Annotated in this window: 24 protein-coding genes, 1 tRNA gene and 1 pseudogene; 13 read left to right on the forward strand and 13 right to left on the reverse strand. The window is 65.4% G+C overall.

The window, feature by feature from the left end:
- Positions 1–3: 3 nt before the first annotated feature.
- The 8 genes and pseudogenes from kdsA (at position 4) to TGR7_RS05955 (ending at position 9,139) form a co-directional block, all read left to right on the forward strand.
- A complete protein-coding gene (gene kdsA / locus TGR7_RS05920; protein WP_012637752.1) occupies positions 4–846 on the forward strand; it encodes a 3-deoxy-8-phosphooctulonate synthase in 843 nt (280 codons plus the stop codon).
- Positions 847–1,082: 236 nt separating this feature from the next.
- Positions 1,083–2,363 (forward strand): phosphopyruvate hydratase, encoded by a 1,281-nt coding sequence (eno, locus tag TGR7_RS05925; protein ID WP_012637753.1) that lies wholly within the window; start codon positions 1,083–1,085, stop codon positions 2,361–2,363.
- Between the two features lie 161 nt (positions 2,364–2,524).
- Positions 2,525–2,812 (forward strand): cell division protein FtsB, encoded by a 288-nt coding sequence (ftsB, locus tag TGR7_RS05930; RefSeq protein WP_012637754.1) that lies wholly within the window; start codon positions 2,525–2,527, stop codon positions 2,810–2,812.
- Entirely contained in the window at positions 2,809–3,516 is a 708-nt protein-coding gene (ispD, locus tag TGR7_RS05935) for a 2-C-methyl-D-erythritol 4-phosphate cytidylyltransferase (RefSeq protein WP_012637755.1), read from the forward strand. Before ftsB ends, ispD begins: the two co-directional genes overlap by 4 nt.
- 188 nt (positions 3,517–3,704) lie before the next feature.
- Positions 3,705–4,187: a 2-C-methyl-D-erythritol 2,4-cyclodiphosphate synthase gene (gene ispF, locus TGR7_RS05940; RefSeq protein ID WP_012637756.1), complete on the forward strand. Its 483-nt coding sequence runs from the start codon at positions 3,705–3,707 to the stop codon at positions 4,185–4,187.
- Positions 4,188–4,409: 222 nt separating this feature from the next.
- Positions 4,410–6,546: pseudogene (locus TGR7_RS05945) on the forward strand (YgiQ family radical SAM protein).
- Between the two features lie 308 nt (positions 6,547–6,854).
- Entirely contained in the window at positions 6,855–8,135 is a 1,281-nt protein-coding gene (gene serS / locus TGR7_RS05950; RefSeq protein ID WP_012637758.1) for a serine--tRNA ligase, read from the forward strand.
- 176 nt (positions 8,136–8,311) lie between these two features.
- The gene (locus TGR7_RS05955; RefSeq protein ID WP_012637759.1) at positions 8,312–9,139 is read left to right on the forward strand and encodes an NYN domain-containing protein; all 828 of its coding nucleotides are present in this window, start codon (positions 8,312–8,314) and stop codon (positions 9,137–9,139) included.
- Positions 9,140–9,348: 209 nt separating this feature from the next.
- On the opposite strand, the gene TGR7_RS05960 is transcribed toward TGR7_RS05955, so the two are convergent.
- On the reverse strand, positions 9,349–10,314 hold the full coding sequence (locus TGR7_RS05960) for a class I SAM-dependent methyltransferase (protein WP_012637760.1): 966 nt from the start codon (positions 10,312–10,314) through the stop codon (positions 9,349–9,351).
- Between the two features lie 217 nt (positions 10,315–10,531).
- Here TGR7_RS05960 and TGR7_RS05965 point away from each other — a divergent pair, with 217 nt between their 5' ends.
- Together TGR7_RS05965 and TGR7_RS05970 are read left to right on the forward strand one after the other, a co-directional pair.
- Complete coding sequence (locus tag TGR7_RS05965) at positions 10,532–12,010, forward strand: protein adenylyltransferase SelO (RefSeq protein ID WP_012637761.1); 1,479 nt, start codon at positions 10,532–10,534, stop codon at positions 12,008–12,010.
- A gap of 127 nt (positions 12,011–12,137) precedes the next feature.
- The gene (locus tag TGR7_RS05970) at positions 12,138–12,491 is read left to right on the forward strand and encodes a hypothetical protein (protein ID WP_012637762.1); all 354 of its coding nucleotides are present in this window, start codon (positions 12,138–12,140) and stop codon (positions 12,489–12,491) included.
- A gap of 128 nt (positions 12,492–12,619) precedes the next feature.
- Here TGR7_RS05970 and cyaY read toward each other — a convergent pair whose 3' ends face one another.
- Together cyaY and TGR7_RS05980 are read right to left on the reverse strand one after the other, a co-directional pair.
- Positions 12,620–12,943: an iron donor protein CyaY gene (gene cyaY, locus TGR7_RS05975; protein ID WP_012637763.1), complete on the reverse strand. Its 324-nt coding sequence runs from the start codon at positions 12,941–12,943 to the stop codon at positions 12,620–12,622.
- A gap of 24 nt (positions 12,944–12,967) precedes the next feature.
- Entirely contained in the window at positions 12,968–13,348 is a 381-nt protein-coding gene (locus TGR7_RS05980; protein WP_012637764.1) for a DUF423 domain-containing protein, read from the reverse strand.
- Between the two features lie 67 nt (positions 13,349–13,415).
- Here TGR7_RS05980 and TGR7_RS05985 point away from each other — a divergent pair, with 67 nt between their 5' ends.
- Positions 13,416–13,898, forward strand: a complete 483-nt coding sequence (locus tag TGR7_RS05985) for a YajQ family cyclic di-GMP-binding protein (RefSeq protein WP_012637765.1) — start codon at positions 13,416–13,418, stop codon at positions 13,896–13,898.
- 92 nt (positions 13,899–13,990) lie between these two features.
- Here TGR7_RS05985 and TGR7_RS05990 read toward each other — a convergent pair whose 3' ends face one another.
- Entirely contained in the window at positions 13,991–14,311 is a 321-nt protein-coding gene (locus TGR7_RS05990; protein ID WP_012637766.1) for a hypothetical protein, read from the reverse strand.
- A 95-nt stretch (positions 14,312–14,406) separates the two neighbouring features.
- Here TGR7_RS05990 and TGR7_RS05995 point away from each other — a divergent pair, with 95 nt between their 5' ends.
- On the forward strand, positions 14,407–14,964 hold the full coding sequence (locus TGR7_RS05995; protein WP_012637767.1) for a Rieske (2Fe-2S) protein: 558 nt from the start codon (positions 14,407–14,409) through the stop codon (positions 14,962–14,964).
- Positions 14,965–15,083: 119 nt separating this feature from the next.
- Here the strand turns inward: TGR7_RS05995 and TGR7_RS06000 are convergent, their stop codons facing one another.
- The 4 genes from TGR7_RS06000 to TGR7_RS06015 form a co-directional block, all read right to left on the reverse strand.
- A complete protein-coding gene (locus tag TGR7_RS06000) occupies positions 15,084–15,851 on the reverse strand; it encodes a class I SAM-dependent methyltransferase (RefSeq protein ID WP_012637768.1) in 768 nt (255 codons plus the stop codon).
- A gap of 103 nt (positions 15,852–15,954) precedes the next feature.
- The gene (locus tag TGR7_RS06005; RefSeq protein ID WP_012637769.1) at positions 15,955–16,170 is read right to left on the reverse strand and encodes a SlyX family protein; all 216 of its coding nucleotides are present in this window, start codon (positions 16,168–16,170) and stop codon (positions 15,955–15,957) included.
- A gap of 12 nt (positions 16,171–16,182) precedes the next feature.
- A complete protein-coding gene (locus TGR7_RS06010) occupies positions 16,183–17,142 on the reverse strand; it encodes a 2-hydroxyacid dehydrogenase (RefSeq protein WP_012637770.1) in 960 nt (319 codons plus the stop codon).
- 73 nt (positions 17,143–17,215) lie between these two features.
- Entirely contained in the window at positions 17,216–17,884 is a 669-nt protein-coding gene (locus tag TGR7_RS06015; protein WP_012637771.1) for a Bax inhibitor-1/YccA family protein, read from the reverse strand.
- A gap of 306 nt (positions 17,885–18,190) precedes the next feature.
- On the opposite strand from TGR7_RS06015, the gene TGR7_RS06020 reads away from it, so the two are divergent.
- Positions 18,191–18,280, forward strand: a tRNA-Ser gene (locus TGR7_RS06020).
- 284 nt (positions 18,281–18,564) lie between these two features.
- On the opposite strand, the gene TGR7_RS06025 is transcribed toward TGR7_RS06020, so the two are convergent.
- The 5 genes from TGR7_RS06025 to TGR7_RS06045 all read right to left on the reverse strand — a co-directional run bounded on the left by TGR7_RS06025 (position 18,565) and on the right by TGR7_RS06045 (position 23,350).
- Positions 18,565–18,927: a copper-binding protein gene (locus TGR7_RS06025; protein ID WP_012637772.1), complete on the reverse strand. Its 363-nt coding sequence runs from the start codon at positions 18,925–18,927 to the stop codon at positions 18,565–18,567.
- Positions 18,928–18,977: 50 nt separating this feature from the next.
- Entirely contained in the window at positions 18,978–20,384 is a 1,407-nt protein-coding gene (locus tag TGR7_RS06030; protein ID WP_012637773.1) for a multicopper oxidase family protein, read from the reverse strand.
- A 3-nt stretch (positions 20,385–20,387) separates the two neighbouring features.
- Positions 20,388–21,704, reverse strand: coding sequence for a TolC family protein (locus TGR7_RS06035; protein ID WP_012637774.1), 1,317 nt, complete (start codon positions 21,702–21,704; stop codon positions 20,388–20,390).
- 147 nt (positions 21,705–21,851) lie between these two features.
- Positions 21,852–22,718, reverse strand: a complete 867-nt coding sequence (locus TGR7_RS06040; protein WP_012637775.1) for a CopD family protein — start codon at positions 22,716–22,718, stop codon at positions 21,852–21,854.
- A gap of 266 nt (positions 22,719–22,984) precedes the next feature.
- Positions 22,985–23,350: a copper resistance CopC family protein gene (locus tag TGR7_RS06045; protein ID WP_012637776.1), complete on the reverse strand. Its 366-nt coding sequence runs from the start codon at positions 23,348–23,350 to the stop codon at positions 22,985–22,987.
- Positions 23,351–23,462 lie beyond the last annotated feature (112 nt).

Raw genomic sequence — 23,462 nt, forward strand, 5'->3', positions numbered from 1 at the left:
ATCATGAAACTGTGTCATTTCGAAGCGGGTCTCGAACACCCGATCTTTCTCATTTCCGGCCCCTGCGTGATCGAGAGCGAGCAGCTGGCCCTGGACACCGCCGGACAGCTCAAGGAGCTCTGCGAGCGGGTCGGTGTGCCCTTCATCTACAAGTCCTCTTTCGACAAGGCCAACCGTTCCTCCACCCGGAGTTTCCGCGGCCTGGGCCTGGAGGAGGGCCTGCGTATCCTGGAGACCGTGAAGCAGCAGATCGGCGTGCCGGTGCTGACCGACGTGCACGAGGACACCCCGCTGGAAGAGGTGGCCGCGGTGGTGGACGTGCTGCAGACCCCGGCCTTCCTGTGCCGCCAGACCAACTTCATCCAGAACGTGGCCCGTCAGGGCCGGCCCGTGAACATCAAGAAGGGCCAGTTCCTGGCCCCCTGGGACATGGGCAACGTGGTGGACAAGGCCCGCGAAGCGGGCAACGACCAGATCATGGTCTGCGAGCGCGGCGTGTCCTTCGGCTACAACACCCTGGTCTCCGACATGCGCGGCCTGGCGGTGATGCGCGAGACCGGCTGCCCGGTGGTGTTCGACGCCACCCATTCCGTGCAGCAGCCGGGTGGCAAGGGCACCAGCTCCGGCGGCCAGCGGGAATTCGTGCCCGTGCTGGCGCGGGCAGCAGTGGCCTCCGGCGTGGCGGGCCTGTTCATGGAGACCCACCCGGACCCGGACAAGGCCCTGTCCGACGGCCCCAATGCCTGGCCCCTGCCGCTGATGGAAGAACTGCTGGTGACGCTCAAGACCCTGGATGACGTGGTCAAGGCCCAGGGCTTCATCGAGTCGCGCTTTCTGAATACCTGAACAACTTGAATGGACAGGATTTACAGGTTTTTGGGTTTTTAAGGATAACGACGAGGGAATGGACAGGATTTACAGGATTGACATGATGTTGAAAGGCCCATGCTGTTAATCCTGTTAATCATGTAAATCCTGTCCGATGTTTTTTGATTCTCAATCCCGTGAATCCTGAAAAATCCTGTTCATCCTGTCCATTTATCATCGAATTTCAAACTTGAGATCCAGAGGATTCACCCGTCATGTCCGAGATTGTCGATATCCACGCCCGCGAGATCATTGATTCCCGGGGCAACCCCACCGTCGAGGCGGAAGTCACCCTGGCCTCCGGAGTCATGGGCCGTGCCGCGGTGCCCTCCGGCGCCTCCACCGGTGCCCGCGAGGCCATCGAGCTGCGCGACGATGACGTGCGCTACGGCGGCAAGGGCGTGCGCAAGGCGGTGGGTCATGTGAACGGTGAGATCCGCGAGGCCCTGCTGGGCATGAAGGCCACCGACCTGGCCGCCGTGGATGGCCGCATGATCGAGCTGGACGGCACACCCAACAAGAGCCGCCTGGGCGCCAACGCCCTGCTGGCGGTCTCCATGGCCACCGCACACGCCAACGCCGCTGATGCGGGCATGCCCCTGTACCGCCACCTGGGCGGCGAGGAGGCGGTGACCCTGCCCGTGCCCATGATGAACATCGTCAATGGTGGTGCCCACGCGGACAACAGCGTGGACATGCAGGAGTTCATGATCCTGCCCGTGGGTGCGTCCTCCATCGCCGAGGCCGTGCGCTACGGCGCCGAGGTCTTCCATGCCCTGAAGAAGGTGCTGCACAAGCGCGGTTCCTCCACCGCCGTGGGCGACGAGGGCGGTTTCGCCCCCGATCTGCCCTCCAACGAGGCGGCCATCGAGGTGATCCTGGAGGCCATCGACAAGGCCGGCTTCAAGGCGGGCCAGGACATCTGGCTGGGCCTGGACTGCGCCAGTTCCGAGTTCCACAAGGACGGCAAGTACGTGCTGGCATCCGAAGGCAAGTCTTTCGATGCGGCGGGCTTTGTCGACTACCTGGCCGGCTGGGTGAACCAGTACCCCATCCTCACCATCGAGGACGGCATGGCCGAGGACGACTGGGCCGGCTGGAAGCTGCTCACCGAGAAGCTGGGCGGCAAGGTGCAGCTGGTGGGCGACGACCTGTTCGTCACCAACACCGAGATCCTGAAGGAGGGCATCGACAAGCACATCGCCAACTCGATCCTCATCAAGCTCAACCAGATCGGCACTGTCTCCGAGACCCTCGCCGCCATCCACATGGCCCACAAGGCCGGCTACACCGCAGTGATCTCCCACCGCTCCGGCGAGACCGAGGACGTCACCATCGCCGACCTGTCCGTGGCCACCCAGGCCGGCCAGATCAAGACCGGTTCCCTGTCCCGCTCCGACCGCGTGGCCAAGTACAACCAGCTGATCCGCATCGAAGAGGCCCTGGGCAGCGCCGCCAGGTACGCCGGCCGGGGTGCTTTCAAGCAGCTGGGCTGAGCTGTTTCAGTTGCATCGCTGTTTACGCAGAGGACGCAGAGACGCAAAGAGCGCAAAGACTTCACTTTGAAAACCCTTTGCGTGCTCTGCGTCTCTGCGCCCTCTGCGTGAATTGATCAGCCTGAGGCATCTCCAGGACCTCTGAGTTACACTACTGTCCGATGAAATGGGTGACCGGATTGCTGGTGGTGTTGCTGCTGGGGCTGCAGTACAAGCTGTGGATCGGCGAGGGCAGCGTTGCCGAGGTGTGGCAGCTGCGCCAGACCCTGGAGGCCCAGCGGGCCGAGAACGAAGAACTGCGCTACCGCAATGCCGCCCTGGATGCGGAGGTCACCGACCTCAAGACCGGCCTGGACGCCATCGAGGAACGGGCCCGGCGTGAACTGGGCATGATCCGTCGCGACGAGACCTTCTTCCAGGTGGTCGGCCGCCCCGGCGAGACCCCATGAGTACTTCCCCTGACTTCTGGGCCGTGATCCCCGCCGCCGGTGTGGGTCGGCGCATGGGTGCCGATCGCCCCAAACAGTACCTGGCGCTGGCCGGGCGCACGGTGCTGGAACACACCCTGGAGATCTTCATCCGCAGCCCCCGCATCACCGGGCTGGCCGTGGCCATCGGCGGTGAGGACGAATACTACCGGGAACTCACCATACGCTCCGACAAGCCCCTGCTGGTGGTGCACGGGGGCGAGGAGCGTTGTCACTCGGTGCTCAATGCCCTGCGCGCCCTCAAGCATCAGGCCGCGGACGACGACTGGGTGCTGGTCCACGACGCCGCCCGCCCGTGTCTCTCTGACGAAGATCTCACGCGGTTGCTGGACACCCTTCGGGACGATCCCGTGGGCGGGCTCCTGGCCGCGCCGGTGGCCGACACCCTCAAGCGCGCCGATGCCGAAGGGCGTGTGGCACAGACGGTGGACCGCGCCGGCCTGTGGCGAGCGTTCACCCCGCAGATGTTTCGCTATGCCATGCTGGTGGAGGCCATGGAATCCGCTCGACAGCAAGGCCTGCTCGTCACCGACGAGGCCTCCGCCATGGAGCTGGCCGGCCACGCCCCGCGCCTGGTGGAAGGCAGCCCCGCCAACCTCAAGATCACCAGCCCGGCGGACCTGGCGCTGGCGGAGTTCTTCCTCGGGCGTGGCCAGGTTTCCTGATCAGATTGCGTTCTTTACGCAGAGGACGCAGAGGCGCGGAGAGCGCAGAGAGAATACTATTGTTCCTGAGCAAGGAGCACGACGAGGTCCTCGGACACACATGCGCAGGATCCATCTAATATCCCTCTGCGATCTTTGCGTCTCTGCGTCCTCTGCGTTTCTGTCACACATTCGCTAGTAACAACATAATGGCCAATATACGCATCGGACACGGTTACGACGTGCACGCCTTCAAGGCGGGGGGCCACGTGGTGCTGGGGGGCGTACGCATTCCTCACGCCAAGGCCTTCGCCGCTCATTCCGATGGCGACGTACTGATCCATGCCCTGTGCGATGCCCTCTTGGGCGCGGCGGCGCTGGGGGACATCGGCCGGCATTTCCCGGACACGGACCCGGCCTACAAGGGCGCCGACAGCCGGGTGCTGCTGCGCCGGGTGGTGGAACTGCTGCATGAGCAGGGTTACCGGGTGGGCAACGTGGACGCCACGATCATCGCCCAGGCGCCGAAGATGGCCCCGCACATCGAGGCCATGCGCGCCAACCTGGCCGACGACCTGGGCGTCGCCCTGGAGTGCGTCAACGTCAAGGCCACCACCACCGAGCGCCTCGGCTTCGCCGGCCGCGAGGAAGGCATCGCCGCACATGCGGTGGCCTTGATTGAGTCATTCTGATTCCCCCACCGAGGTGCCTGACTGTTACGTGGCGCGGATTGGTGTCGCTGAATCACGCAGAGGACGCAAAGGCGCAGAGAGCGCAAGAAGCATGTATCCAAAAATCTCCGCGTTCGCTGCGCCTTTGCGTCCTCTGCGTGACACACGGAACATGGGAATCCCTCCATTGAATTTTTCCCCTGTCCCGCGTCTAATATCCGATAGTTTCAGTAGGTCACTGCCATGCTCCCCGCGAAGAACATCTTTTCCTACCGCAAGTACTGGGCGGAACGCTTCGGCGTCGCGCCGTTTCTGCCCATGTCCCGGGCGGAGATGGAGGCGCTCGGCTGGGATTCCTGTGACATCATCCTGGTCACCGGCGATGCCTACGTGGACCACCCGAGCTTCGGCATGGCCATCATCGGCCGGCTGCTGGAGGCGCAGGGTTTCCGGGTGGGCATCATCGCCCAGCCGGACTGGACCTCGGTGGAGGACTTCCAGCGCCTCGGCAAGCCCAACCTGTTCTTCGGCGTGACCGCGGGGAACATGGATTCCATGGTCAACCGCTACACCTCGGACAGGAAAATCCGCCGCAACGACGCCTACACCCCCAACGACGAGGGCGGTAAACGCCCGGACCGGGCGGTGATCGTTTACACCCAGCGCTGCCGGGAGGCCTACCGGGACACCCCGGTGATCATCGGGGGTATCGAGGCGTCCCTGCGCCGCATCGCCCACTACGATTACTGGTCCGAGAAGGTGCGCCGCTCCATCCTGCTGGATGCCAAGGCGGACCTGCTGCTCTACGGCAACGCCGAGCGCGCCCTGGTCGAGGTGGCCCACCGGGTGGCGAAGGGCGAGCACCCGAAGGACATCCAGGACCTGCGTGGCACGGCCTTCATGCGTGATGCGGTGCCCGGCGGCTTCGTGGAACTGGATTCCACGGAACTGGACACCCCCGGCAAGGTGGACCCACACCCCGATCCCTACGCCATGGTCACGCCGTCGACCTGCGAGACGGCGGAGCAGGCCCCCGATGCGCCGCCACCGGTGAAGGTGGTGCACCTGCACCGGGAGATCCCCCGGGACCATCCCCGGGAGATGACCGTGGTGCGCCTGCCGTCCTTTGAGCAGGTGAAGTCGGACCCGGTGCTCTATGCCCACGCCTCGCGCCTGCTGCACCTGGAGACCAACCCGGGCAACGCCCGCGCCCTGGTACAGCGCCACGGTGACAAGGAGGTCTGGCTCAACCCGCCGCCCATCCCGCTGACCACGCCGGAGATGGATGCCCTGTTCGACCTGCCCTATGCCCGGGCCCCACACCCGGCCTACGGCGATGCGCGCATCCCCGCCTGGGAGATGATCCGCTTCTCGGTGAACATCATGCGCGGCTGTTTCGGCGGCTGTACCTTCTGCTCCATCACCGAACACGAGGGTCGCATCATCCAGAACCGTTCCGAGGAGTCCATCATCCGCGAGATCGAGGAGATCCGTGACAAGGTGGAGGGCTTCACCGGGGTGATCTCGGACCTGGGCGGCCCCACCGCCAACATGTACCGCATCGCCTGCAAGGACGAGAAGATCGAGCAGAGCTGCCGGCGCCTGTCCTGCGTGTACCCGGAGATCTGCAAGAACCTCAACACCGACCACAGCGCCCTGATCCATCTCTACCGCCGCGCCCGCCAGGTGCCCGGGGTGAAGAAGGTGCTGATCGCCTCGGGCCTGCGCTACGACCTGGCGGTGGAGTCACCCGAGTACGTGAAGGAACTGGTGACCCACCACGTGGGTGGGTATCTGAAGATCGCCCCGGAGCATACGGAGCAGGGGCCCCTGTCCCACATGATGAAGCCGGGCATGGGCAGCTACGACCGCTTCAAGGCCCTGTTCGACAAGTTCTCCAAGGAGGCGGGCAAGGAGCAGTACCTGATCCCGTACTTCATCGCCGCCCACCCGGGCACCACGGACGAGGACATGATGAACCTGGCCCTGTGGCTCAAGCGCAACGGCTTTCGCGCCGACCAGGTCCAGGCCTTCCTGCCCGGCCCCATGGCGCTCGCCACCGCCATGTACCACACCGGCCGGAACCCGCTGAAGAACGTGCGCCGCAAGGGTGCCGAGATCGTGCAGTCACCCAAGGGCCTGCGCCAGCGCCGTCTGCACAAGGGCCTTCCTGCGCTACCACGACCCGGAGAACTGGCCGCTTTTGCGCGAGGCCCTGGAGAACATGGGCCGCGCCGATCTCATCGGCAACGGCAAGCGCCACCTGGTGCCGCGTTTCCAGCCCGCCGGCACGGGCGGAACCGGCGGCGAAGGCAAGCGGGTGGGCCGCAAACACCGCCCCCAGAAATTCCGCACCCAGCACACGCGCCCGGCGCGGTAGGACCTGGAACTGCCTTGCCGCGGAGACGCGGAGGCGCGGATCAAAGACAAAACGACGACAGGATTAACAGGATTTTTCAGGATTGACAGCGTCCAGGGATCCGGTGGGTGCTCGCTGGCAGATCTTTCCAGTGTTGAATTCAGAGAAATCCTGTCAATCCTGTCCATTGATGTTCTCTGCGCCGCCGCGCCTCTGCGGCGGATATCATGTGTTCGCTGATTCCAGCGCCGGCGCATCCCGGCGGCCTCGGCCCCTGTGGTAAGATTCCGCCCTGATTTTTCCGTGAATTCTGCCCAGGACCGCCGCTCATGCTGGATCCCAAACGCCTGCGTAATGAACTGGAAGAGACCGCCGCGCGGCTGGCCCGCCGGGGCTTCCAGCTGGACACCGAGACCTTTGCCCGCCTCGAGGCGGAGCGCAAGCAGATCCAGGTGCATACCCAGGAGCTGCAGAGCGAGCGCAACAGCCGTTCCAAGGCCATCGGCCAGGCCAAGGCCCGGGGCGAGGACATCGAGCCCCTGAAGGCAGAGGTCTCGCGCATGGGCGAGGCCCTGGCCGAGGCGGAGACCCGGCTCTCGGCCCTGCAGGCGGAACTGGACGAGTTCCTCATGGGCATCCCCAACGTGCCCCACGCCTCGGTGCCCGATGGCCTGGACGAGAAGTCCAACGTGGAGATCCGCCGCTGGGGTGAGCCCAGGCGTTTCGATTTTCCGGTGCGGGATCACGTGGCCCTGGGCGAACCCAAGGGCTGGCTCGACTTCGAAACCGGCGCCAAGCTCGCCGGTGCGCGCTTCACCGTCAAGCGGGGCGACATGGCGCGCCTGCACCGGGCCCTGGTGCAGTTCATGCTGGACCTGCACACCCGGGAGCACGGCTACGAGGAGGTCTACGTCCCCTACCTGGTCAACGCCGATTCCCTGCGCGGTACCGGCCAGCTGCCCAAGTTCGAGGCGGACCTGTTCCACATCAGCGAGCACGGCTACTACTTGATCCCCACCGCCGAGGTGCCGGTCACCAACCTGGCCCGGGACACCATCCTGGAGGCCGCCCAGGTGCCGGCCCGCTTCGTCAGCCACACCCCCTGTTTTCGTTCCGAGGCCGGCTCCTACGGCAAGGACGTGCGCGGCCTGATCCGCCAGCACCAGTTCGAGAAGGTGGAACTGGTGCAGCTGGTACCGGCGGAGCAGTCCTGGGATGCCCTGGAGGCGCTCACCGGCCATGCCGAGAAGGTCCTGCAGAAGCTGGAGCTGCCGTATCGGGTGATGGCACTTTGCGCCGGCGACATGGGTTTCTCCTCCGCCAAGACCTACGACATCGAGGTCTGGCTGCCGGGCCAGGAGACCTACCGGGAGATCTCCTCCTGCTCCAACTTCGAGGACTTCCAGGCCCGGCGCATGCTGGCCCGCTACCGCAACCCGGAGACCGGCAAGCCGGAACTGCTGCATACCCTCAACGGCTCGGGCCTCGCCGTGGGCCGTACCCTGGTGGCAGTGCTGGAAAACCACCAGGACGCCCAAGGTCGCATCCACATCCCCGAGGCCCTGCGCCCCTACATGGGCGGGCTCGAGGTCATGGATCCGTCTGTCTGACCGGAATCTGTGATTCAACGCAGAGGGCGCGGAGACGCAGAGAACGCAAAGGTTTTAGATCAATAAAACTCCGCGCTCTCTGCGTCTCTGCGCCCTCTGCGTGCCATAACGCAATACAGCCACATGCTCCCGCTTTGGTGTACGCTGAAGGCTGATACTGCCCAGTGAGGTTCCCCATGCCGAGTCCTGCTGAAATCCGCAACATGGCGCTGTTCTGCGACTTCGAGAACATCGCCCTCGGTGTGCGCGAGGCCAAGTATCCCAAGTTCGACATCGGCAAGGTGCTGGAGCGGTTGCTGCTCAAGGGCAACATCGTGGTGCGCAAGGCCTATTGCGACTGGGACCGCTACAAGGAATTCAAGGCGCCCATGCACGAGGCCGCCTTCGAATTGATCGAGATCCCCCACGTGCGCCAGTCCGGCAAGAACTCCGCCGACATCCGCATGGTGGTGGACGCCCTGGACCTCTGCTACACCAAGGGCCACGTGGATGCCTTCGTGGTGATCAGCGGCGATTCGGATTTCTCCCCCCTGGTGGCCAAGCTCCGGGAGAACAACAAGCTGGTGATCGGCGTGGGCGTGAAGAAGTCCACCTCTGACCTGCTCACCGCCGCCTGCGATGAGTTCATCTACTACGACGACCTGGTGCGCGAGGCCGCCCACAAGAAGCGCAAGCCCCGCAAGTCCTCCGCCAAGTCCGGCAGCAAGGAAGAGGCCCCGGCCAAGAAGGCCGAGGGACAGGAGGGCGACGAGAAGAAGATGCAGGAGGCCCTGGACCTGATCGTCGAAACCGCCGAGGCCTTGCAGGCAGAACGGGGCGAGGACGAGACCGTGTGGGGCTCCATGGTCAAGCAGGCCATCAAGCGCCGCAAGCCCGGTTTCAACGAGAGCTACTACGGCTTCCGTTCCTTCAGTGCGCTGCTAGAGGCAGCGGAGAAGGAGGGTTTGATCAGGCTGGAGAAGGACGAGCGCTCGGGAGGGCATATCATTCAGTTGGTGGAATGACCCGATGAAGTAAGAAGTGTGAATTGGGAAGTGGGAACAGGAGTAAACCGACTTCTACTGACTTCGTAGGACCCGACCCCCTGTGGGCGAGCATGCATTACTGGAGCATTTGCCAGCAGGCGCGGGCTTCTGCTGTCTTTTGAGGTCTATACTTCGCACTTCCCAATTCGCACTTCTGACTTCCATTCCCACTTCCCAATTCACACTTCTTACTTCATCCCGGGTTTCCAATTGCTGCGCCGGATCACCCAGCACCGGTGCGGCGGGTGTCTTCGAAAGTCCTCCGGCGTGGTCTTCCTGGTGATGTCCTCCAGCTCGCAGGGGATCAGTTCGTCTTCGTAGAGCTTGAAGCCCCGCTTGTTGTTGGAGAAATACAGCACACCGTCCGCGGTCAGCAGGCTCAGGGCCCGGTTGATCATCCAGGGGTGGTCGCGCTGCACGTCCAGGGTGGTGTCCATGGCCTTGGAGTTGGAGAACGACGGCGGGTCCATGACGATCAGGTCGAAACGCTCCTCGATCTTTGATGAATGCTCCAGCCAGTCCATCACGTCGCAGCGCTCCAGCCGGTGTTCGGGCCGGTCCAGGTCGTTGAGGCGCAGATTGCGGCGGGTCCAGTCCTGGTAGGTGTTGGAGAGATCCAGGGTCAGTGAACTGCTCGCGCCGCCTGCGGCGGCATGCACGGTGAAGCTGCCGGTGTAGGCGAACAGGTTCAGGAAACGCTTGTCCCGGGCCTGTTCACGCACCAGGGCGCGGGTGACGCGGTGATCCAGAAACAAGCCCGTGTCCAGGTAGCGGTGCAGGTCCACCTCGAACTTCAGTCCGTCCTCGTGCACCACGAAGGGAGCCGGCGGGTTGCCGGTGGCCTCGTACTGATCCGTGCCCTTCTGCCGGCGCCGCACCTTGAACGCCAATTCTGCCGGCGGAATTTCGAACAGCCCCGCCACCGTCCCCCGCACCGCATCCACCCAGGCCTCATAGGTGGCCTCGTCCGCCTCCCAGCGGGTTTCAAAGGCCTGCACGTGGGGGCGTCCCGCGTACACGTCGATGGCCACGGGAAACTCCGGCAGGTCCCGGTCGTAGATGCGGAAACACTCGATCCCCTGGCGGCGCGCCCACTTGGACCAGTGGCGGAGGTTCTTGGTGAGGCGGTTCAGGAAGGGAGTCGGGTCGGGCATAGGGCTGGCGAAGGGGGCAATGGAAGTGGGAAGTGTGAAGTGGGAAGTGGGAAAAGACCACCCTCACCGATGGTCGATTCAAGCTTTTCCCACCTCCCAATTCCCACTTCTTACTTCCCCCCCCAATTCCCACTTCTTGCTTTCTACCCGACTTCGTACTGATAACCCATGCTGTCTCTGTGTTGATCCGGCATCCCTCAAGTCTCACCATCTGCCCATGCATAAACTCGAAGACCTGAAGTTCATCAACAGCTACGCCCGCCTGCCGGAGGCCTTCCACGACCGGCCCATGCCGGCCCCGTTTCCCCAGCCCTACCGGGTGGCCTTCAACGAGAAGGCCGCGGCCCTGATCGGGCTGCACCCGGAAGAGGCGAGCCGGGCGGAGTTCGTCAACGCCTTCACCGGACAGATCCCCCTGACCGGTATGGAGCCGGTGTCCATGATCTACGCGGGGCACCAGTTCGGCGTCTACGTGCCCCAGCTGGGGGACGGGCGCGCGCTGGTGCTGGGCGAGGTGCAGACCCCGGAAGGGGCGCGCTGGGAATTGCAGCTGAAGGGCAGTGGCCCGACCCGATTCTCCCGGGGCGCCGACGGGCGCGCGGTGCTGCGATCCACCATCCGGGAGTACCTGGCCAGCGAGGCCATGCATGCCTTGGGCGTGCCAACCACCCGGGCGCTGACCATCCTGGGCAGCGACATGCCCGTGTACCGGGAGCGGGTCGAGACCGCCGCCATCCTGGTGCGCATGGCGCCGAGCCACGTGCGCTTCGGCAGCTTCGAGTACTTCGCCCACGGCGGCTACCCGGCGCGGCTCAAGGAACTGGCCGATTACGTGATCGCCCATCATTACCCGGAACTGGCGGAGCGGTATCAGCCCTACCTCGCCCTCCTGGAGACGGTGATTCGGCGCACCGCCGATCTGATCGCCCGCTGGCAGGCGGTGGGCTTCGCCCACGGGGTGATGAACACCGACAACATGTCCATCCTCGGCCTAACCATCGACTACGGCCCCTACGGTTTCCTGGACGCTTACCAGCCGGGATTCATCTGCAACCATTCCGATCATCGCGGTCGCTACGCCTTCGATCAGCAGCCGCGCATCGCTTGGTGGAACCTGGCCTGCCTGGCCCAGGCCCTGCTGCCGCTGCTGCATGAGGACGAGGCGGCGGGTGTGGAACTGGCCAGGGCCGCCCTGGACCGGTTCAACGGCCAGTTCGCCAGCTGCTGGACGGCGCTCATGGGGGCCAAGCTGGGGCTGCTGGAAACCCGCCGTGAGGACCTGGATCTGATCGAGCGCCTGCTGGGCCTGATGGCCGGCAGCGCCGTGGACTACACCCGCTTCTTCCGGGCCCTGGGCCGCTTCCATGATCCCGCCTGGTTGCCGGACCTGCGCGCGGCCTTCCGGGACCCGGAGGCCTTCGACGCCTGGCTTGCGGATTACCGGGCGCGGCTCGGCCATGAAGGGCGAGAGGATGCGGCACGCCTGGCGGACATGCTGGCGGTCAATCCCAAGTACGTGCTGCGCAATTACCTGGCCCAGATGGCCATCGCGAAGGCGGAGCAGAAGGACTTCAGCGAGGTGGAACGCCTGCAGCGCCTGCTGGAGCGTCCCTTCGACGAGCAGCCGGAGATGGAGGCCTACGCGGCCCTGCCGCCGGACTGGGCGGAGGAGATCGCGGTGAGCTGCTCGTCGTAGGCGCGATTTAAAATTCAAAATTCAAAATTTAAAGGGGCCAGACGCTTCCTTTGAATTTTGAATTTTGAATTTTGAATTTCATCTACGCGGTTATAATGCCTGCCTCACGCTAATCTCCGGGCCTGTCATGTTCACCCAGCAACAAATCGATGAACACCGCGAGCGGCTGGAGCAGGTGGTGGCGACCGTGCACCACTTCTCGGCAGCCATCTTCATCCTGACCTTCATCGGCTACGGCCTGGCGGTGTATCTCTGGTTCCAGGATCAGACCTGGGCCGGGCTGATCGTGGCCACCTTCAGTTATCTCTTCTTCCGGCAGTTCAGGAGCCTTTCCCTGGGCCTGGCGCGCATGAAGCTGCGCGAGCGGGAGGGTTTTGCGCAGACCTGGCAGTTGCTGGACGAGGCCCTGAAATCCGAACGCCCCCAGGCGGTCATGCTTTCCCTGGAGACACGCCTGCGCGCCCCGCGTGAGCCTGAGTAAAGATTTCAATCAAGAGCATTCAACGCAAAGGGCGCAAAGACGCCAAGAGCGCAAAGGTTTTTAATTCAAAAGGCTTTTTTGCGTCCTCTGCGTCTTTGCGCCCTTTGCGTTGAATTGCCGTACCCTGATCAGAGCCGGATCGTCTCACCACAGCCCGCACTCAGCACCCGGTTCAGGGTGTCGGTGAGGCTCTCTCCCGTGCGGTCGTTGAGCCATGCGTCCCGGTCGGCGTCGTAGCCGAAGTGGGCGGGGCCCTCCGGCGAGGCGAGCCAGATCTGGCTGGCGGCTTCCTGGCGGTTGAGGATCAGCTTGCCGCCGTCGTCGAATTCCAGGGTCAGCACGCCGTCGATGATGTCCATGTCCAGGTCCGCCAGGGCATCGAACTCGCTCATGCGCTCGAGCAGGGATTCCAGGGTCTGTTCCGCGTGCAGGGAGAAGGAGATGTCGGCCATGGGATAGTCTCTTGAGTCGTGGGTTCAGGGGTGCTTGAAGCCCTTCCAGGCGCTCCAGGCGAGGATCAGCCAGGCAATGACGAAGGCGGTGCCGCCAATAGGGGTGATGGGGCCCAGCCAGCGCATGCCGGTGAGCATCAGCAGGTAGAGGCTGCCGGAGAACAGCAGGATTCCGGCCAGCATGAACAGCCCCGCCGCGCGCGCGCCGCGCTCCGGCAAGCGTGCGTAGAGGGCGCCGAGCAGCAGCAGACCCAGGGCGTGCCAGGCCTGGTACTGCACCGCCGTATGCCAGGCGGCCAGGCGCGCGGGCTCCAGGGTGTCGCGCAGTCCATGGGCGCCGAAGGCACCCAGGATCACGGCCAGGGCCATGAGCGCCGCGCCGGTGATGATGAACAGTCGTTGCATGACAAGTTCCGTCTGTGGAGCGCCCGATTATAATGGGCCCCATCGCATTAAACAGTGGAGAAAGACCATGCCCTCATTCGACGTGGTGTCCGAGGTGGACATGCAGGAACTGCGCAACGCCGTGGATCAGACCCAGCGGGAGATCGATACGCGCTACGACTTCAAGGGTACCGCCGCGGCCATCGAGCTGAACGAGATGGAGTTGACCCTGTTCGGCGACGCGGAATTCCAGGTGGAACAGGTGATGGACATCCTGGTGCAGAAGATTGCCAAGCGCGGCATCGACGTGGGTTGCCTCGAGCCCGGCAAGCTGGAGGAGGGCGGCGGCAAGGCCCGGCGGGTGGTCAAGGTGCTGGCCGGTATCGAGACCGACACCGCCCGCAAGATCGTCAAGCTCATCAAGGAGGCCAAGCTCAAGGTGCAGGCCGCCATCCAGGGCGATAAGGTGCGCGTCACCGGCAAGAAGCGCGACGACCTGCAGGAGGTCATCGCCCTGTTACGTCAGGCCGATGTCGGCCTCCCGCTGCAATACAACAACTTCCGGGACTGAAGGAGATCGCAGAGGCAAGATACAAGAGGCAAGAGGCAAGAAAAAACGGTTTCAACTTGCCTCTTGTATCTTGCCTCTTGTCTCTAGCGCCTTCATTCCATATCGCTGTCCATGTCCTGTCCGGGTACCCAGCCGGCGGCCTGGGCGCGGGCGATGGCGGCATCGTAGATGCGGGTGTGCTTCTCCCGCAGTTCCGGCGGCAGGCGGCTCACCAGGTGGCCGTAGGGTGCCCAGGCGGCGCTGACCTTGTCATAGAGCATCTGCACGTCGGCCAGCTTCCAGCCCTCGCAGGTCTCATCCTCGGGGATCAGGCCGAAGACCCAGGCGTCCTTGATGATGGTGCCGATGGCGGTCATGCCGCCGTGCAGGTCGTTGTGGATGCCCACGTAGGTGTCTGTACTGCGATTTCTCATGCCGGTTCCGTTCTCGCGAGTGTCTGCAACGATGGGTATTCTACGCGGCGGGGCTGGCCAGGGACATGTTCCCGTTGATTGCTGCGGAGCGACCGATGACCCAGAGCGGTTCGACACGACTCTACTACCGGGTAGCCCTCAAGCTCATGGCCCTGGCCCTGGTGCTGTTCATCCTGCAGGCCATGGTCAGGGCCTTCTTCAGCAACCCGGAGACCGACATCCGACTGGCCCTTGGGGTGGACCTGAGCGCGCTGGCCCCCGGTGAAATGCAGCGTGTGGACTGGGCCGGCAGGGAGGTGGTGGTGCTGCGCCGCAGCCCCGCCATGGACGCGGCGGACGCCGCCCATGCGGATCGGCTCTACGATCCCGATTCCCGCCTGAGCAACCAGCCCCGGGCGGCCCGCAACCCCGGGCGTAGCCTGGTGCCGGGTTATTTCATCGCCTACGGGCAGGGCACGGACCTCTCCTGCCCCCTTGACCTGGTCAGCCCCGAGGCCGCCGCCGAGGCGGGCTGGGGCGGTGGCTTCACCGACCGCTGCCGGGGCTCCCGCTACGACTACGCCGGGCGCGTCTACGACGGCCAGCCCGCCCGCCGCAACCTGGAAGTCCCCGCCTATCGGGTGGAGGGCAGCAGGGTCATCCTGGGCGACTAGCTGGACTTGCGCGACCAACGCAAAGGACGCGGAGACGCAAAGAGCGCAAAGGTTTTTTCGTCAAACAGCCTTATTCCGCCCTCTGCGTCTCTGTGTGCTTTGCGTGGAATGCCTGGATTTCAACCCGTCACGTAAACATCGAAGCGGGTGGTCTTGCCGGGGATCTGGTGGCTGGGTTTGCGGCCGCTCAGGGGTTCGGCGCGGGCAGGGCGCTTGACCACCACCCGGCGTTTCGCCACGGCGAGGGCCGCCTCCAGGGTCTCGGGGGCGTCCTGGTCATCGCCCACCAGGGTACGGAACACGCGCATCTCCTTCTTCACCAGGGCGCTCTTGTCCCGGTGGGGATACATGGGGTCCAGGTAGATCACGTCGGGGCGCGGGGCCTCGTCCAGCGCCGTGAGCCAGTCCCGGGCGTTTCCCGTGACCAGGTGCATGCGCGCGATGGTCTGCGCCAGGTCCGCGTCCCGGGCGGCCCGTTCCAGGCCGTCGGCCAGCAGGGCCGCGATCACCGGTTCCCGTTCCAGCAGGGTCACCTCACAGCCGAGACTGGCGAGCACGAAGCCGTCACGGCCCAGCCCGGCGGTGGCGTCCACCACGCTGGGCCGCTCGCTGTCCTTGATGCCCACCGCCCGGGCCAGGGGCTCGCTGCGCAGGCTGATGCGGGCCTGGCGATAGCCCAGGCGCCCGGTCACGAAATCCACCTGGATGGGGCCGGGGGCGTCGGGAGCGGTGAGCGCGAGGCTCAGGCCATGGCCGTCGAGGATTAGCACCAAGGGTGTGCCGGCCGATTCACCGGCCAGAGGCAGGTTCAGCTCAGCAGCCAGGGCCTCGGCCCGTTCCCGCAGGTCCTCGGATGCGTAACGGATGCTGATACGGGTATCTGACATGGTCTGCGTGTTTGATCGTAGGTCGGCCTTCAGGCCGACAGCGTGGCTCAGGCGAAGGTGGCTGTCGGCCTGAAGGCCGACCTGCGTATGGCTGCAGGCGGCCTCAATAATGGGGCGGCGGCGGTTCCTGGTTCGGATCCATGAGCGGGTTCTCGATCACGGCCGCCAGCCGTTGCCGAAGCCCCTCCATCTGCAGCTGCAGGCTGTCGATGCGCTGCTGTTGTTCAATCATGGTCTGGTTGAGGCTCTGCAGGAGATCCTCCTGGTGGGCCAGACGGATCTCCAGTTCCATCACCCGTGCTTCCAGTGCATCGCTCATGGGTGACTCCCCTCAGACCGTGCGACGGGGCGCGCCCGCCAGGTAGGCCTGGATGTTGTCGGTCACCTGGTCGATGACCCGCTGGCGGGCCTCCCGGGCGGCCCAGGCGATGTGGGGCGTCACGATCAGGTTGGGGATGTCCGGCGCCAGCAGGGGATGATCGGCGGGGGGCGGTTCCTGGTCCAGCACGTCGATGCCGGCGCCGCCGATGACACCCCGGCGCAGGGCGTCGGCCAGGGCGGCGTTGTCCACCACCGCGCCCCGGGCGGCGTTGATGAGCAGGGCGTCGGCTTTCATGGCGGCCAGGGCCCGGGCGTCGATCAGGTGCCGGGTCTGGTCCGTGAGCGGGCAGTGCAGGCTCAGGATGTCGGATTCGGCCAGCACGCGCCCCAGGGGCAGGCGGTCCGCATCGCTGCCCGGGGACACCAGGCTGTCCGCCACGATCACCCTGAGGCCGAAACACTCGGCGGTGCGCGCCACGGCCTGGCCGAGCACGCCGTAGCCGACGATGCCCAGGGTGAGGCCGGAGAGTTCACGGATGGGGTGGTCCAGGAGACAGAACTGGCGGCTGTCCTGCCACAGGCCCCGGGCCACGTCACGCTGGTAGTCCCCAAGGCGCGTGGTCAGGGCCAGGATCAGGGTGAACACGTGCTGCACCACCGAGGCGGTACCGTAGTCGCGCACATTGCACACGGTGATGCCGCGCTCCCGTGCCGCCTCCAGGTCCACGTTGTTGGTGCCCGTGGCGGCCACGCAGATCAGCTTCAGCTCCGGGGCCGCGTCCATGGCGGCCCGGTTGACCACCACCTTGTTGGTGACCACCACCTGCGCCCGGGCGATACGCGCCGGGACCTCGTCGGTCTCGGTGTAGGCGTGGATGTCCCAGTGGGGCAGGGCTGCGCGCAGGGCCGCGAGGTCGAGATCGTCGCGGTCCATGGTTTCCAGGTCCAGCAGGACGCCGTGTTGGATCATGGTGTTCAGTCTCTCCAATGCAGAAGGGCCCCATCCGGGGCCCTTCTGATTCTACTACCTACCGAGCCGGGGCTCAGTTGTCACCGCTGAACGCGTGGAACAGGTTCAGCAGGTGCAGGAACAGCACATAGATGTTGGCGTACAGGGACACCGTCATCATCACGTAGTTGGCCTCGCCGTCGTGCACCATGCGGCTGGTGTCGAACAGGATGGCGGCCGAGACCACCAGCACCGCCGCGGCGGAGATGGCCAGGGACAGGGCAGGCAGGCCCAGGAAGATGTTGGCCACGATGGCGGCCAGCACCACCAGGAAGCCTACGAACACGAAGCCGCCCAGGAAGCTGAAGTCCTTGCGGGTGGTCAGGGCGTAGGCGGACAGGCCGACGAAGGTGACGGCGGTCGTGGCCAGGGCACCCATGACGATCTCCGAGCCGTTGGGCTGGCTGAGATACAGGGTGACGATGGGTCCGAGCACGTAGCCCATGAAGCCGGTGAACACGAAGGTCAGGGGCAGGCTCCAGATGCTGTTGCGCACCGCGTGGATCAGGAACGGACCGCCGATGAACACGGCGATCATCAGGATCCAGTTGATGGGACGTGCCCCGGTGGCCATGGCCACGAACGCCATGACCGCGCTGAAGGCGAGCGTCATGGACAGCAGCATGTAGGTATTGCGAATGACCTTGTTGGTGGCCAGGGTAGTGCTCTGGGCACGTGCCGTGGACAGTCTTTCGGTCTGCATGGGTCGTTCTCCGTTGCTGGTGGTTTCCAGTGGTGTGGGTAAAGTACCCGATTAGAGCGGCGGGTTCAAAACCTGGTTCCTCAACCGGCTGATTGTTGTGGGTTTTGGTGGTGGGCAGGTAACATACGCGCCTTGGGAGAGGTGGCAGAGCGGTTGATTGCACCGGTCATGATTGAGGTCGCCGGGAGCGACCGATAACCGCCCGACAGGGCGGGCCCCGCAGGGGTGAGGGCCAGGAAGGCCCGAATAAAACCGGAGTACGGTTTTCAACTCGAAGTCGCAGGACCTGGGTCATAGAGAAAGTTTGGAGAGGTGGCAGAGCGGTTGATTGCACCGGTCTTGAAAACCGGAGACGGGGTAACCCGTTCGTGGGTTCGAATCCCACCCTCTCCGCCATACAAAAGCAAAGGGCCCCCGGCAGTATCGGGGGCCCTTTGCTTTTGTATTGTGAGCAAGCTGGATTCGAACCCACGAACGTAGAGTTGAGGGTTCGATTAGATCGGCAGGAAGCCGATCTGATATCGCGCGCATGCGAGATACCCCGCAGGGGCGAGGGCCATGGAAGGCCCGAGTCAATCCCACCCTCTCCGCCATACAAAAGCAAGGGGCCCCCGGCAGTATCGGGGGCCCTTTGCTTTTGTATCCTTGGGAAGCTGGATTCGAACCCACGATCACCGGCCTTATTGCGCAGGCTCCATGCTCATCAGCGTGTACTCGCCGTCCACCCGGTCGATGGTCACGTTCACCTTGTCACCGGGCTTCAGGCCTTCCAGTTGAGCCGGGTCGCTCACCTTGAAGGTCATGGTCATGGCGGGCATGTCCAGGTTGGGGATCGGGCCGTGGCGCAGGGAGACGGTGTTGGCGCGGGTGTTCACCCGGCGTACCTCGGCCTCAACCTGGGGCAGTTCACCGGAGGCGGCTGCGGGCTCGGCAGGGCCGTGATCGTGTGTGTGGGCATGACCGTGGTTGCCTGCCTGGGCAGGGCCCAGGGCCATCAGGCCGAACATCAAGGCGGTGGTCGTCATCTTCAGCAGGGTTTTCATCCTGTTTTTCTCCGTATCGTGTGCCGGTGGTCCGGCGGGGTGTGTCTGGATCAATGGTTGTGCCCGCCGCCCGTGGGCCTGCGCACCTGCAGTTCCAGGGCGGTGCGGTTGAGGTCCGGCACCTCGCCGCGGTTGAGCCGTTCCGAGGCGAAGCGCGCGGGCTCGGGCAGTTCGCCGGTCCACTCGTAGGCCTGGGTGCCGGGGGGCTGTTCGTACCAGCCCGGGTCGGAGTAGTCGCCCGGCTTCTGGTCGCGGCGCACCTTGAAGCTGGTGAACATGCCGCCCATGCCGATGGCACCATGCGGGCCGTGCCCGGCCATCATGGGCAGGGTCTCCTCGGGGAGCATCATGGTCATGTCCTTCATGTCGCCCATGCCCCGCTCGCCCATGAGCATGTAGTCGGGCACCAGGTTCTGGATGCGCCCCACCAGGCCGCGGTGGTCGACACCGATCATGGTTGGCACGTCGTGGCCCATGGGATTCATGGCGTGGTGGCTCTTGTGGCAGTGGAAGGCCCAGTCACCCTCGGAGTCGGCGATGAATTCCACCTGGCGCATCTGGCCCACGGCGATGTCCGTGGTGACTTCGGGCCAGCGGGCGCCGGGCGGCACCGGGCCGCCGTCGGTGCCGGTGACCTCGAACTCGTGGCCATGGATGTGGATGGGGTGGTTGGTCATGGTCAGGTTGCCCATGCGGATGCGTACCCGGTCACCGAGGCGCACGTTCATGGAGTCGATGCCGGGGAAGGCGCGGCTGTTGAAGGTCCACAGGTTGAAGTCGAGCATCTCGTTGATCTTCGGCGTGACGCTGCCGGGATCGATGTCGTAGGCGTTGAGCAGGAAGCAGAAGTCCCGGTCCACCTCGCTGATGGCCGGGTGGCGATTGCGCGGGTGGGTGACCCAGAAGCCCATCATGCCCATGGCCATCTGTACCATCTCGTCGAAGTGGGGGTGGTACATGAAGGTGCCGGGGCGGCGCGCGACGAATTCGTACACGAAGGTCTTGCCCACCGGGATGTGTTTCTGGTTGAGCCCCGCCACGCCGTCCATGCCATTGGGCAGGCGCTGGCCGTGCCAGTGGATAGTGGTGGGCTCGGGCAGGCGGTTGGTGACGAACAGGCGCACCCGGTCGCCTTCCACCACCTCGATGGTGGGGCCTGGGCTCTGGCCGTTGTAGCCCCACAGGCGCGCGATCATGCCCGGGGCGATCTCCCGCTCTACCGGCTCGGCCACCAGGTGGAATTCCTTGACGCCCTGATTAATGCGCCAGGGGGCGGTCCAGCCGTTGAGGGTGACCACCGGGTTGTAGGGGCGACCGGTATCCGGCATGCGGGGCGGTGCCGTCTCCGGGGAGGTGACGATCATGGGCTCGGGCAGTGCGGCCAGGGCCACCTTGCTCACGGCGGTGGCGGACACTGCGCCGAATGCGGCGCTGGCGAGAAATTCGCGTCGATTCATGGCTCAGTGACCTCCTGCTGCCTTGGAATTGGATGCCGCGCCGAGACTGGAGCCGTCCGCTCCGGCGTAGTCCGCACCGGCGAGCACGGCCTGCAGGTTGGCGTGGGCCAGCCAGAAGTCGCGCAGGGCCTGCAGGGCGGCGTCGCTGCGCTCCACCCGGTCCCGGGCGCTGGCCAGCAGGTCCCAGGTGCTCTTGAGCATGCCGTTGTACTGCAGCAGGGTCTCCTCCTGGATCGCCTCGCTCAGGCGCGCGTTCTCCCCGGCCAGCCGGGCGATGTCGTAGGCCACCCGGTACTGGTGGTAGGCCTCGCGCACCTGGGAGCGGATGCGCACGGCCAGGGCATGGGCCTCGGCCCGGGCGCGCAGTGCCTCACCGGTCTCGTGGCGGGCGGGCAGGCGCCGCTGCTCCAGCAACGGGGCACGGGTGATGAGCTGTCCCATGGGGTCGTCGCTGCCGGCGTCCTCGGGCAGTGTCACGGACAGGGCCTCCCGGGCCGCCGCCTGCCAGGTCTCCAGGCTGGCGGCGGACAGACCGCGCCGGGCCCACTCGGCGTCCCTGGCCGCCAGGGCCAGTCGCGGGTGTCTTTCAAGGGCCAGGGTCTCCAGGGCGTCGGCCTCCAGGGGGCTTTCCGGCAGCGCCGGCAGGGTGTCCGGCAGGTGCAGGGCGGTGGCATCGCCCCACAGACCGAGCGTGCGGATCAGCGCCTCCCGGGCGCTGGCGGCGGCCTGGCGGGCCTGCGCCAGCTGGATGGCCGCGTCGGACAGGGCCAGTTGCTGCTTCAGCAGCCGGTCCTGGCCCCAGTTGCCCACCCGGGTCATGCGGACCGCCAGTTCGTTGCTCAGGTCGGTGGCCTCGAAGGCCTGCTCGGTGCGGCGCAGGCCCTGCTCGGCGGCCACGGCCTGGATCCAGGCCCGGTGCACCTCGCGGGAGAACTCGATCACGGCGATGTCCGCCTCGGCCCGCTCCAGGGCGCCCATGGTCTCGGTGGCGAACAGGTCCGGGCGCTTGCCCAGGGCCATGCGCAACGCCTCGGCGGGGGTGAGGGGCTCGCCCGACGGCGGGGAGACCGGTTCGGCGGCGGGCAGCGTGTCCGCTTCCCAGCGCAACACGTCCATGTGCCCACGGGTAAAGGCGCCCACGGTGTCATTGCTCTGACGCCAGTCCTCCTCGCCCATGGTCGCCCCGGGCAGGGTCGCGGGCAGGGCGCTGTAGGCGGGCGGCGGCACCGGCGTGGCGGGATCGTAGGCCGCCGGTGTGGCTGCCGCCAGGGCAGGGAACAGTCCCGCCGCCAGCAGCAGGTGGAGCGTGCGTGTTCGCATCGGTCTGTGCCTCCTCATGCTCGTGTAAACCGATCGATCCTGCGTGGATCGTCCGGGGGCCTGCGGTTCCTGACCGCTCGACCCGTGGTGATCATGCCTCGCCATTCCTGACCTGCGGCTGATAGAGGGATGACAAATCTGTCAGCATCAGCCGCCGGGCGAACTGGTGGTGGTCAGCAGCGCGGTCAACAGAAACACCCCCGACACCAGCAGCCCCTCCAGCAGGATGCTGCGGCGCAGACGCCCGGGGGCACGCATGTCACCCCGCTCATAGGCCGGTACCAGGCGCAGCTTGTTCAGGGCCGCCAGGCCGAGCAGCAGGGTCACCAGGGCGATCTTGGCCAACAGGATCTGCCCGTAGGCGGTGGTGAACAGGGGGAAGAGCCCGCCCGCCAGCAGCCAGGCCATGGCCACGCCGGCCAGCAGCAGCAGGGCCACTGCTGTGGTCGCCAGTCGGCCGAAGCGGGTGAGCAGGCCCGTGGGTTGTGCCTCGTAGGCCGGGTTTCCGGCCACCCGGTAGAGGGGGATCAGCGCGCCGATCCAGAAGCTGGCGGTGGCCAGATGGACCAGCAGCAGGCCGCCCAGCAGCCAGCGGGGTTCCTGCTGGGTGTGTCCCACCTGCACGAAGGCGAGCAGCACCAGCACGCCGCCCGGCAGGGCCAGGTACTGCCAGGCGCGACGCCGCAGCAGCAGGGCGTGAAGCAGCAGCAGTCCGGCCACCGCCAGCAGGGTGCGGTTGCCCTGGGCGCTGTCGAACACGATCCCGAGCAGCATGGGGTCCAGGGCGGCATCGAGGGTGCCGCCGCCCAGGAAGCCGGCCTGCAGCGGCCACTGCAGCAGCGCCAGGGTGATGGCGGTCCACAGGGACACCAGGGCGATGCGGTTCAGGGCCGCGATCTGGCGGGCCGGCAGGTCGAGGAAGCCGAGCTTGAACAAGGCGGTCCCGACCGCCAGCAGGCTGCTGGTATAGAAACCGGCGGCCACCAGCACCATGACCAGGGTCCAGGCATCCATGCCGACCACTAGCCCGCATATCCCACCGGTCGGACACCGGCGGGCACGTAACAGCCTGAAACGCAAATGGAATACATTGAAATGGTCGGCAACCTCAGCATGACAGTCTGTTCCCGCCAGTGTCCTATCGCGGTTCAGGCTCGTCTTCGCGTTCGTAGGCTTGCTCTTCACTCAACCCATAGCTACGGCTATGGGTTTCGCTCCAGAGCGGCGCCTACGAACGCGAATCCTTCGCCTGCTCCCGCGATCCCGGTGAGATATGCGGGCTAGCGCACCGTGAAATAAAACTCATCGAACATGACATGACCATCCTCGGCCAGGCCGCGCCACTTCACCGTGTACTCGCCCGGGACGAGGGGGCCGGCCGGGGCGGTCTCGAAACGGGTGAGCGCCTCGCGTCCCGGACGGGAATTCAGCTCCACACGCCCATGGGGGCCGCTGACCTCGAAGAGGGTGAGGCGCATGGCGTGGTCAAACCACACGGCAATCTTCCCGGGGGAGCCCTCGATGGTGGAGGCGTGCTCCGGATACGTGCCTTCCTGCTGCGCGTGTGCCCAGAGAGGGGAGGTGGTGAACAGGAGGAGGGTGATGCCGAATGCGCCGATGAGTCTGATCGAGTGCCCGAGGGACATGCCTGGCTCCTTGTGCTTGAGGGGTGGTGTGCGCAGACCCTGTCCTGGCAGGGGCGCGATGCTCGGCATCATGCCTGACGGAATTGGTCAACAACCTGACCCTGAAATTACA

Source organism: Thioalkalivibrio sulfidiphilus HL-EbGr7 (assembly GCF_000021985.1).
Lineage (GTDB): Bacteria > Pseudomonadota > Gammaproteobacteria > Ectothiorhodospirales > Ectothiorhodospiraceae > Thioalkalivibrio_A > Thioalkalivibrio_A sulfidiphilus.